The organism is Bradyrhizobium sp., assembly GCF_019244115.1.
In the GTDB taxonomy this organism is placed as follows: Bacteria; Pseudomonadota; Alphaproteobacteria; order Rhizobiales; family Xanthobacteraceae; genus Bradyrhizobium.
Window position 1 is genome coordinate 1 of the sequence record NZ_JAFATE010000626.1, and the last position, 9,822, is coordinate 9,822.

The 9,822-nt window shown below is 64.7% G+C and carries 10 protein-coding genes and 1 pseudogene; 5 read left to right on the forward strand and 6 right to left on the reverse strand.

Translation table 11 applies throughout. The features are described 5' to 3' along the window. The 3 genes and pseudogenes from JOZ76_RS27515 to JOZ76_RS27525 form a co-directional block, all read right to left on the reverse strand. A pseudogene (locus JOZ76_RS27515) lies at window positions 1–479 on the reverse strand (tetratricopeptide repeat protein); the annotation flags it as partial. A gap of 4 nt (window positions 480–483) precedes the next feature. Further along, window positions 484–1,497 carry an aldo/keto reductase gene (locus JOZ76_RS27520; protein ID WP_291704018.1) on the reverse strand — a complete coding sequence of 338 codons (1,014 nt, stop codon included), beginning with the start codon at window positions 1,495–1,497 and terminating at the stop codon, window positions 484–486. 161 nt (window positions 1,498–1,658) lie between these two features. Then, a complete protein-coding gene (locus tag JOZ76_RS27525) occupies window positions 1,659–2,081 on the reverse strand; it encodes a PaaI family thioesterase (RefSeq protein WP_291704020.1) in 423 nt (140 codons plus the stop codon). Window positions 2,082–2,250: 169 nt separating this feature from the next. Here JOZ76_RS27525 and JOZ76_RS27530 point away from each other — a divergent pair, with 169 nt between their 5' ends. After that, on the forward strand, window positions 2,251–3,444 hold the full coding sequence (locus tag JOZ76_RS27530) for a hypothetical protein (protein WP_291704022.1): 1,194 nt from the start codon (window positions 2,251–2,253) through the stop codon (window positions 3,442–3,444). A 46-nt stretch (window positions 3,445–3,490) separates the two neighbouring features. Here the strand turns inward: JOZ76_RS27530 and JOZ76_RS27535 are convergent, their stop codons facing one another. Further along, window positions 3,491–3,790 carry a hypothetical protein gene (locus JOZ76_RS27535; protein ID WP_291704024.1) on the reverse strand — a complete coding sequence of 100 codons (300 nt, stop codon included), beginning with the start codon at window positions 3,788–3,790 and terminating at the stop codon, window positions 3,491–3,493. A gap of 182 nt (window positions 3,791–3,972) precedes the next feature. On the opposite strand from JOZ76_RS27535, the gene JOZ76_RS27540 reads away from it, so the two are divergent. After that, the gene (locus JOZ76_RS27540; protein ID WP_291704026.1) at window positions 3,973–4,449 is read left to right on the forward strand and encodes a hypothetical protein; all 477 of its coding nucleotides are present in this window, start codon (window positions 3,973–3,975) and stop codon (window positions 4,447–4,449) included. Between the two features lie 192 nt (window positions 4,450–4,641). Here JOZ76_RS27540 and JOZ76_RS27545 read toward each other — a convergent pair whose 3' ends face one another. Beyond that, complete coding sequence (locus JOZ76_RS27545; protein WP_291704028.1) at window positions 4,642–5,820, reverse strand: YncE family protein; 1,179 nt, start codon at window positions 5,818–5,820, stop codon at window positions 4,642–4,644. 190 nt (window positions 5,821–6,010) lie between these two features. Here JOZ76_RS27545 and JOZ76_RS27550 point away from each other — a divergent pair, with 190 nt between their 5' ends. Together JOZ76_RS27550 and JOZ76_RS27555 are read left to right on the forward strand one after the other, a co-directional pair. Next, window positions 6,011–6,817: an SDR family NAD(P)-dependent oxidoreductase gene (locus JOZ76_RS27550; protein ID WP_291704030.1), complete on the forward strand. Its 807-nt coding sequence runs from the start codon at window positions 6,011–6,013 to the stop codon at window positions 6,815–6,817. A gap of 115 nt (window positions 6,818–6,932) precedes the next feature. Continuing rightward, window positions 6,933–7,685 (forward strand): hypothetical protein, encoded by a 753-nt coding sequence (locus JOZ76_RS27555; protein WP_291704032.1) that lies wholly within the window; start codon window positions 6,933–6,935, stop codon window positions 7,683–7,685. Window positions 7,686–7,698: 13 nt separating this feature from the next. Here JOZ76_RS27555 and JOZ76_RS27560 read toward each other — a convergent pair whose 3' ends face one another. Next, a complete protein-coding gene (locus JOZ76_RS27560) occupies window positions 7,699–9,237 on the reverse strand; it encodes a cation:proton antiporter (RefSeq protein ID WP_291704034.1) in 1,539 nt (512 codons plus the stop codon). A gap of 451 nt (window positions 9,238–9,688) precedes the next feature. Between JOZ76_RS27560 and JOZ76_RS27565 the strand changes: the two genes are divergently transcribed. After that, window positions 9,689–9,822: acetyl-coenzyme A synthetase N-terminal domain-containing protein (locus JOZ76_RS27565; RefSeq protein WP_291704036.1), on the forward strand; the 134-nt coding region annotated here is incomplete at its 3' end.

The following is a 9,822-nucleotide window of genomic DNA, read 5'->3' on the forward strand; positions in this document are numbered from 1 at the left end:
TGCGCGGCAAGGCGCTCGCACAGTTGCTGCCGCGCCTGGTCGTGGTCCGCCATGCCGGAGAAGGCGAACAGCCCGAACGCGCCGAGCGGCAGCGAGAACACGATCGCGTCGCGCGGCCAGCTTTCAAGATGCTTCAGCGCAGATGAAAGCGCGGCGGCGAGCTGGCCCTCGGCCGCCAGCGCCAGCGTCGCGACGTGGCTTCGCTCCCGCGCGGTGCCGCGGCGCGCGACCGTCTCGCGCGCGAGCCCTGCTTGTTTCCGCGCCGCCTCGCCCTCCTGGTAGAACGAATGCACGCGGGCGCGGCCGATACGCGCCAATGCGAAATCCGGATCGATCGCGATGGCGCGCTCGAAGGCTTCCGCCGTGCCGGTCCAGGCCGACAGCATCAGGTCGACGCCGTCGCGATAGGCAGAGGCGGCTTCGGCTGAGTCGGTCGATATCGACAGGCCGTAGCGGTCCTCATGCGCCGAAGTGCCCATGACTTCACCCTGCCGTCCGCGCCTTGCGTCCCTCGATCGGGTAGGCGGGATCGTTGAAGCCGGGCGTCGAGGGATGGCCGGGGGTGACCAGGCGGTCGATCAGGGCCTCGTCCTCGGCGGTGAATTTGTATTCGAGCGCGCGGACGTAATCGTCCCATTGCGCCTCGGTGCGGGGGCCTGCGATCACGGAGGTGACGAAAGAGGAGTTCAGCACCCAGGACACCGCGAACTGGCCGGCGGTGAAGCCCTTGCTTTCCGCGTGAGCCTTGATCTCCTGCGCGAGCTTCAGCGATTCCGGCCGCCATTCCGTCTGCATCATCCGCTTGTCGTTGCGGCCCGCGCGCGTGTCCTTGCCGGGCGCTGCGTCGACGTCGTATTTGCCGGTCAGGACGCCGCGCGCCAAGGGACTGTAGGCCACGATGCCGAGGCCGTAATAGCCGCAGGCCGGAAAATGCTCGACCTCGGGCATGCGGTTCATCGCATTGTAGTAGGGCTGGCTCGCCACCGGGCGGTCGATGCCGATCCTATCGCAGATGTTGCAGATCTCGGCGACGCGCCAGGCGCGGTAGTTCGAGACGCCGAAATAACGCACCTTGCCCTGCCGGATCAGTTCGCCCATCGCGCGCACCGTCTCTTCGAGCGGCGTCGCGTGATCCTCCTTGTGCAGATAGTAGATGTCGATGTAGTCGGTGCCGAGCCGCTTCAGGCTTTCCTCCGCCGCCTGCAGCACCCAGCGCCGCGACAGCCCGCAGCGGTTGGGATCGTCGCCCATCGGGTTGGCGAGTTTTGTCGCGAGGATCCAGCCCGGCCTGTTGTTGGAGATGGCGCGGCCGACCATCTCCTCGGAACCGCCTTTCGAATAGGCGTCCGCCGTGTCGATGAAGTTGATTCCGGCCTCGTGTGCCCTGGCAACGATGCGCGACGACGTCGCCTCGTCCGTCGGCCCGCCGAACATCATGGTGCCCAGGCAGATCGGCGACACTTTGAGGCCGCTGCGGCCGAGATGACGGTATTGCATCTGTTGTTTACTCCCATGGTTCAAGCAGAGAATAGCGTCATTGCGAGCGCAAGCGAAGCAATCCAGGGCCACAAACCGCGATGTCTGGATTGCTTCCGCCTTTGCTCTTCGAGCTTCGGCGGATAAGTCCTCGCTGGCGCTCCTCGCAATGACGCCGGTTGCTATTCGCTCCGCAAGATCTTGAACACGCCGCTTGCCATGGCGATGCAGCGCGTCTCCACCGTGATCTCGGTCGTGATGAAGATCAGGCTGCGGGTCGAGCGCACCAGGCGCGGCCGAGAGATTAGGGTCTCGCCGATCTTGCCGGCTTCGACGAAATGGGTGTCGAGCTGAATGGTTGCCAGCGTCGGCTTGCCCGAGACGTAGCGCGCGGTCATGCCGCAGGTGCGGTCGGCAAAGGTCATCAGCACGCCGCCCTGCACGAGGCCGCGCCGGTTGTGATGCTTGTCCTGGGTGACGAGCGCAAATTCATGCTCGCCATTGGCCGTGCGCTCCCAGAGCGGCCCGACCAGCTGGATGAACCCGGTCGCTTCGACGATTGTCCAGCCGTCGGCTTGGAGCTGTGCGGCGGCCTTGTCGATCATCGTCGCTGGTTCCGGTTCCTTGCGGCCATGTCATCGGGCTCGCGCAAAGCGCAGTCAAGCACCATGAGACGGATGGGTGGTGCCGCGCCGCCGGCCATTGCGCGCAGCCGTGAAGTGGAACTGCCGGTGCCTGCCTGGAAGTCGCCGCGGTTTTGGGTACAACCGGGGCATGCACTCAAGACCGATTCGCTCCACCCTGCACGTCCTCGCGTTCGCATTGTCGCTGACGGCGCCGCGCGCGCTCGCGGTCGAGAACCGTGCGCCGCCGCCGACAGACGCCGCGACGGGTGCGATGGCACAAGCCGCCTCGCCCGAGGCGATTGCCGAATACCGGCGCAAACTCCGGGAATATCAGGAGGCGCGTGCCGCGTTCGACCAGGAGGCCGGCGCCTATTGGAGCCAGATCGCGGAGAAGCGGCGCGGCCGCAACGCCAAGCGCCGCGAGCATGTCCAGATCACGCTCGACGACTACGTTCTCACCCAACCGCCGGTCTATACCGGCCCGAAGCGGCCGATCAATCCTGAGCCTCAGGCACCGAGCGAGCCCGGCGAGCGCAAATACATTCCCGTCGTTACCGACCTGATCAAGGCCGCGGCCGACGCCTATCAATGGGCGCCGCAGCAGCCGGCGAGTGACATCGAGTTCAAGCGCGCCTATGCCCGTTTCGCGTTGTCTGCGGGGCTGACGCGCGAGCAGGCGGTGCGGGTCTATGCTTTCGAGACCGGCGGCAACGGCACGCACGCCTCGCAGTCGGGTTTCCACGGCACCCGCGCGATCTCGACCGCGATCGGCTACAACCAACTGCTCACCACCAACACGGTCGAGCTGCTCGCCGAGCAGGGGCCAGAGCTCATCAAGATTCTGTCGCAGAAGGCGCTGAGCCTGTCCGGTCCGGCGCGCAGGGCAATGGAGCACAAGATCGGCGTCCTGAAAAAGATGGTCGCCGAAGCGCGTTCCGTGCCGGACGACTGGTCGGCGCACGAGAAGATCGGCGACACGCCCCAGGGCTGGGCGATGCATGCCATGGTGCTCGACATCGATGTCGGACCGATGCTGCAGACCCACAAGCTTCTGACGTCGGTGCTCTTCGCCCGCACGAAGGGCTATGACAGGCCGCTGACCGCCGCTGAGCTCGAGATGATGAACCTGACCGGCGACGGCACCGGCTTCGACATGGTGACGATGCCGCTTGCCATGCGCGAGCAGGTGCCGACCTCGAACTTCTTTCAGCGCTCAGGCTACGAACGCAATCCGGTCGCGATCCGCCACAACACGGTAGCCAAGCTGCTCGCGGTCACCGACAGCCGCATGGATGCCAACAGCCGGGAGCCAGGCGCGAAGGAATTGGCCGCGTCGTTCTAGCTTTCACCCTCCCCCTCCGAATGAGGATGTTTCGCCGCAAGCGGCGTTACTGGTCCGGGCCGAACTTGAAACTGTCGCCTTCGAGGTAGGGACCGGTCCGCATGTAGAGCTGCCCGTTGGCGCCGATGAAGAACAACGTCCCCTTCGGCACCTTCTTGGCGCCCTTCAGCAGATCGCCGGCATTGCTGGTCCCCATCTTGTAGGCGAGCAGCTTTCCATCCTTGCCGTAGGCGTAGGCCATGTCCGGCTTCAGCGGCCATGGTTCGGCGCTTTGCGCTAATGCCAGCGCGGTCGAGGCGCCGAGCGCCGCCAGGGCCAAAAGGGCCTTTGTTGCATGTCCCGTCATTCCAGAACCTCCATCCCCGATCTCTTGAACAAATCACGAACGTCGTTTCCTCGTCAATACTTGCTGGCAGTATCAACATCGTGTCGGCGAGTTTGTGATTTCCGTGCGCGCGCCTTGCGTCTATCGTCGGCTTTCGGTTTAGAACGTTCGTCGAAGAAAAAGTATTGACGGGGATGATTCGAATGAACCGGGTGGTGAAGCTGCTTTTTTGTCTTGCTGTATCGCTCCTGACGCTGGTTTCCGCTCGCGCCGACGAATTCAAGCTCAGCAACAACCAGAGGATCGCCTGCAGCCGGGGGCTTGCCGCCGGCAAGCTCAACACCGCGACCTGCAAGTCCTATACCTATCTGTTCAATGCCAAGACCTCGGAGTATTTCCGCTGCCAGGTCTCGCTGTCGCTGACGCGCGACAACAAGGAAGTCTTGAACGTGCAGACCGATGGCAGCTGCTCGAAGAAGCAGCGGATCTTCGACAACGATGCCAATTACGAGTTCGATGCGACCGAGACCGAGCCGCCGAACACCAATTCGTTCTTCGGAAGCGGCGGCTATTCGATCTGGGTCGCCGACACCAGCCAGCAGAAGCTGCGCGGCTGCATTACCATCGCCTCGGGCCTCGGCTCCGACATCACAAAATGCCAGGACATGACGTTCCAGTGACGGCGTGCTGACCGCATTGTCTCCGCTATCACGATTGTGACCCGCGAAGGCGGGTGACCCAGTATTCCAGAGACGGCAGTGATGAGCTGAGGGGCCGCGGCGTACTGGATGCCCCGCTTTAAAGCGGGGCAAGACAGCACGGCAAAGCTGTCAGCACCTGTGCATCGTCGCGACCAGGCCCCGAAGCGGGTGTCAGTGCCCCATGCGCGCCGAGGCCGGATGGCCCGGTACCTTGAAGCGTTTGCCGGTATCGGTGACCTTGCCATCCTCGACCTTCAGGATCGAGAAGTCTTCGGTCAAAAAATTGCCGGCGAGGATGTACTTGCCATCCGGCGTGAACAGCACCGCCTCGGGCAGTCCGCCGACCTCGATGTCCTGGGTCTTCGTGACCTTCTTGCCGTCGATCTTCAGGATCGAGAGGGAGCCGTTCTTGTTGTAGAAATAGGCCTTCTTGCTCGCGTTGGAGCCGCGCAGGATCGCGGCGACCGCAATGTCGCCCTTCGGGCTCATCGCCATGCCTTCAGGCCCGTCGCCGACCACGACGCGGTCGATGATGCGCGGCGGACTGGCCTCGAGATCGACGACACTCGTGGTGTCGACGCTGCCGTCGGAGGAGCCCGAGCCGCCATTGTCCGCGGTCAGCGCGATCCTGCCGTCCGGTGAGACCACGACGTTATAGGGCCATTGTCCGGTCGGCAGGTCGAGCTTGCTGTAGGTCACCTTGCCATCAGCGATATCGAGGATGGACAGCTTGTGCGCGGGGAAACGCGTCGCCAGCGCCCGCTTGCCGTCCGGCGTGAACACCACCTGGGAGACGCTGTCGGGCATTGCGACGGTGTCGGTGATCTTGACGTCGGTGCCGTTCACCGAGAGCACGCTGATCGTGTTGTCGCCGCGGTTGGCGACCAGCGCCATCTTGCCGTCCGGGCTGAAACTCAAGCCCGAGGGCTGCTTGCCGCCGGTCAGCGTGGCCGCGAGCTTCGGCGGGCTGGCGGCCATGTCGATCACATAGATTTTGTTGTCCGGCATCTGCTTCAAATTGTCGCCGTCCTTGACGTTGTCGATGGAGTCGGCGATCAGCGCCACCGTACCGGAAGGGTCGATGTCGAGATTGACCGGCGGGCCGACGATCGAATTTTTGAGCGGCAGGCTGGCCGCGATCTTGGGATCCTCGGGGTTCGCGAGATCGACGATTAGGACCTGGTCCTTGCCGTCGGCCGCCAGGATTGGTTTGCCCTCATCGTCCCAGAGGATTTTTTCGTCGAGGCCGACGATCATGAACGGCTTTGCCGATGCGGAATTGGCGAGGCCGAGCGGCAACAGCAGCGCAGCCGCCGCCAGCGGAACATGGATCGCGCGAGCAAGATTCATCGTGGCGTTCTCCCGGAATTGACCGGCCTCTGACGGGCGGGTTCGCAAGAACCAACACTCCGCGGAGAGCAAAATTCCGGCCAGTGCCGTGGAACGAGTGTCGATGGTCTTTTCGAACGGCTTGACCTTGCGGCCCCGTTCGGCCAATGCCCTCCGGGCGAGCAGATCGCAAGAAGACGGGGAGGCATTGATGGGCCGGCTCGAGGGCAAGGTGGCTGTCGTGGTCGGGGCGGGCTCGATCGGCCCGGGCTGGGGCAACGGCAAGGCGACCGCGGTCACCTTCGCGCGCCAGGGCGCAGAGGTGTTCTGCGTCGATCGCAATCAAGCCGCTGCCGAGGAAACGGCTGGTATCATCGTGAGTGAGGGCGGCAAGGCGACGGCTTTCACCGCCGACGTGTCGCAGGCCGTCGAGGTCGAGGCGATGGTGGCCGCATGCCTGAAGACTTTTGGCCGCATCGACGTGCTCGACAACAATGTCGGTATCGCCGAGATGGGCAGCGTGGTGGAGGTCGCCGAGGCGGACTGGGACCGCGTTTTCGCCGTCAATCTGAAGAGCGCCTATCTCGCCATGAAGCACGTCGTCCCGATCATGGTGCGCCAGGGCGGCGGCTCGGTCATCAACATTTCCTCGATCGCCTCGATCCGCCACATGGGCCTGTCTTATGTGACCTACGGCGCCAGCAAGGCGGCAATGAACCAGATGACGCGGACCACCGCGGTCGAGTTTGCCGCCAAGCACGTGCGGGTGAACGCCATCCTGCCCGGCTTGATGAAGACGCCGATGGTCGAGCATTCGGCGGGGCTGGCGGCGAGTTACGCCAAAGGCGATGTGGACGCGATGTGGCGCGTCCGCGACGCCCAGGTGCCGATGGGCCACATGGGCGATGCCTTCGACGTCGCCAATGCCGCGCTGTTCCTGGCCTCCGATGAATCCCGCTACGTCACTGGCATCGAGCTCGTCGTCGACGGCGGTATCACGTGCAAAGCGGGCCAATAGCGTCTCAACCTGCGCAGTTGATCCGAATACCGCAAACGATCGCCGCAAATCCGCCGTGGAACCATACGCATCGCCTGATATGGTTGCTCAGTCCTGAGATCTTGCCGGTCGGTGAATGCGAAGGGGTGCAATCGTCGTTCTGTCGTTGCTGGTGGCGCTGGCGTCGGCACATGCGATCAGCGTCGAGCCGGCCACCGACCCGCGCCTCGATCCCGCGCCATGCCTTGCTGCTGTTGCGACCAGTGACGATGAGAAGATCATGGCCGCGTGCGGCGCGCTGATCGACAACGACAAGACTGCGAAGCCGGACCGCCTCAAGGCCCTGATCGCACGCGCGGGCGTGTTCGAGCGCAGGAACGAGATCGACCGGGCCATCGGCGACCTCGACACCGTGCTGCAGCTCGCGCCCCAGCTTGCCGACAGCTTTAACGCGCGCGGCGAGCTCTGGCGCAAGAAGGGGGAGCGACCCAAGGCGCTGCAGGACTTTGCCGCGGCGCTGAAGCTTGATCCGGCTCATGCGGCTGCGAGGGCCAATTTCAGGTCGCTGGCGCTCGAGCTCGAGCGGCAGGGCGCGCTGATGGCCGTGATCAACAAGCCGAGCTTCAACTGCGCCGCGGCGCGTCGGGCGGCCGAAAAGGCGATCTGCGCCAGTCCCGAACTCGCCAATCTCGACCGCGAGATCGATGCTGCCAATAGGAGAGTGGTCGAGCGCGCCGCCATCACGGATGCGCGCGCGGCGCACGTGCTGCGCCGGGAGCAGGAAAATTATCTGGCGCAGCGCAACGCGGCGTTCGGCCGGACGGGTTTCGATCTCGTGAAAACCATGCGCGAGCGGCTCGACCATCTGCTCGCGCTCGAGCGGCAGTGATCGGGGTGGCAAGTCACCCGGTCTCGGCACTCAGTTCCGCGCGGTCGAACTCTTCCTCGAGCTGATGAAAGGCGTCGTCGCCGATCTCCTCCTCCTCGCGCAGCCTGAGGATGCAGCGCCGCGCCGCGCCAAGGGCGCGCCGGCGCAGCGGATCGGCAGGCAGTTCGCCGCTTGCAATCCCGCCATCGCCTTCCGCGCGTAGCAGCGCCCGATATTCGAGCCGCAGGATTTCGGCCTCCTCCGATCGATCTCCGTCGATTTCGTCGAGCGCGGCGCGATAGGCGGCGGCACGCGCCCGGGCGACTTCCGTGCCGACGGGATCGTCGTCCTTCAGGTGCAGTGCCAGGATCAGGGGACGCAACGTCAGCCCTTGGATGACCAGGGATCCCAGCACGACGGCAAAGGCCGCCAGCAGGATCAGATCGCGATGGGGAAAATTCTCGGGCAGCGCAAAGGCCGCGGCCAACGTCACGATGCCGCGCATGCCGCACCAGGACACGGCGAGGCCGCCTCGGAGTGTCGGGATCGCCCGCGGATTCTTCGGGCGGAACAGATGTCGGGCAACCAGCGTGCGCAGCGTGGCCCCGTACAGCATCACCCAGGCGATGCGGACGAGGATCACGGCGACAAGCACCCAGGCCGCGGTCACGCTGTAATTCCACCGCACGGTGTCGTCCAGCCGGATCCAGATCGGGCGAAGCTGCATGCCGATCAGGATGAAGGCCAGCACGTTGAGGATGAACACCGCCGTTTCCCACACCGCATAGGACGGCACCCGCACGCGTGCGGGGGTGCGCGCTGGTGCGACCCGGGAGATCGTGAAAGCGTAGGCGACGATGGTGAGGATGCCGGAAAGCGCGACATGCTCGGCGACGATCCACACCGTAAACGTGCCGGCGAATTGCAGGATGATCGCGCTTGGCACGTCGCTGACCAACCGAGTCATTTGCATCCATAGCCTGGCGGCGAGATAGCCGAATGCCAGGCTGCCCCCCAAGGCCAACGCGATCGACGGTGCAAACTCGCTCCAGCTCAAATGCTGAGCGAGCACCGCGCCGATGGCAACCCGATAGATCAATAATGCGCTTGCATCATTGAGCAGGCTCTCGCCTTCGAGGATCTTGAGCATCCGATACGGCAGGCGGACCTGGCGCAGGATGGCGGTCGCGGCTGCGGCGTCCGGCGGTGCCACGATGGCGCCGAGCGCGACCGCGGCCGCCCACGGCATGTCCGGAACCAGCCAATGCACCAGCACCGCAACGACGGCCGTTGTCACACCGACCGCGGCGACGACCAGTGTCGTCACGGGAATCCAGTTGTTTCGCAAGTCGCGCAGCGAGGTGTCGTAGGCGGCATCCAGCAACACCGGCGCGACGAAGAGCGCCAAGGCGAGCCGCGGCTCCAGAGTCCAGGACGGGCTCAAGGGCACGAAGGCCAGCAAGGCGCCGCCGATGGCGAGGAAGGTCGGGTAGGGCACCTTGATCTGGCGCGCCAGGGCAGCCAGCGCCACGGCGCCCAGGAGCAGCGCAATGATCCATTCGAACGTCGTCAAGAGAACTCCTCGCAGGCCATTTCTAGCTCGTCCACTCTAGCATCGAAGCCGGAGGTTGCTGGAAGCGACCTTCTGCCGCTTGCTTCGTCATGCCCCGCCTTGCCGCCTGCGCTAAGAGCTTCGGCGCGCCTTGCTTTAGGTGCCGGGTCGAAGCCGAAGGCGAAGACCGGTGCCGGGCATCCACGTCTTTCTTGCTTGTTGTGCCAAGGACGTGGTTGGCCGGGCCTTCGCCGCGCCGAAGGGGCTTCGGCCCCGCAGGCGGGACGAGGCCCCGGCCATGACCACTGGGAGAGATTGGTGCCGTCGCGCGACGCTTTTCTGCCTTGAAATGCCACCGCGTCGCGCGACAATGCGGCCCAATGAAATCGGTCAAAATTGATCCTGATCATGGCTCGGCCCGCGGCGGCCAGTCACGTCGGCATCAGGCAAAGAGTCATTCGGGAGTGCGCCCATGAACGTCCAGGACAGCAGCCGGTATCACGAGGTTCATGCCCGCTCGCTCCGGGATCCCGAGGGGTTTTGGGGCGAGGCGGCGCGCGAGATCGACTGGATCGAGCCGGCGCAAAAAGTGTTCGATCCGGCGAT

What these genes read in the sequence shown, in the direction of transcription:
- JOZ76_RS27520 (WP_291704018.1), bottom strand. Translation starts at nt 1,497, where the DNA reads ATGCAATACCGTCATCTCGGCCGCAGCGGCCTCAAAGTGTCGCCGATC.
- JOZ76_RS27525 (WP_291704020.1), bottom strand. Translation starts at nt 2,081, where the DNA reads ATGATCGACAAGGCCGCCGCACAGCTCCAAGCCGACGGCTGGACAATC.
- JOZ76_RS27530 (WP_291704022.1), top strand. Translation starts at nt 2,251, where the DNA reads ATGCACTCAAGACCGATTCGCTCCACCCTGCACGTCCTCGCGTTCGCA.
- JOZ76_RS27535 (WP_291704024.1), bottom strand. Translation starts at nt 3,790, where the DNA reads ATGACGGGACATGCAACAAAGGCCCTTTTGGCCCTGGCGGCGCTCGGC.
- JOZ76_RS27540 (WP_291704026.1), top strand. Translation starts at nt 3,973, where the DNA reads ATGAACCGGGTGGTGAAGCTGCTTTTTTGTCTTGCTGTATCGCTCCTG.
- JOZ76_RS27545 (WP_291704028.1), bottom strand. Translation starts at nt 5,820, where the DNA reads ATGAATCTTGCTCGCGCGATCCATGTTCCGCTGGCGGCGGCTGCGCTG.
- JOZ76_RS27550 (WP_291704030.1), top strand. Translation starts at nt 6,011, where the DNA reads ATGGGCCGGCTCGAGGGCAAGGTGGCTGTCGTGGTCGGGGCGGGCTCG.
- JOZ76_RS27555 (WP_291704032.1), top strand. Translation starts at nt 6,933, where the DNA reads ATGCGAAGGGGTGCAATCGTCGTTCTGTCGTTGCTGGTGGCGCTGGCG.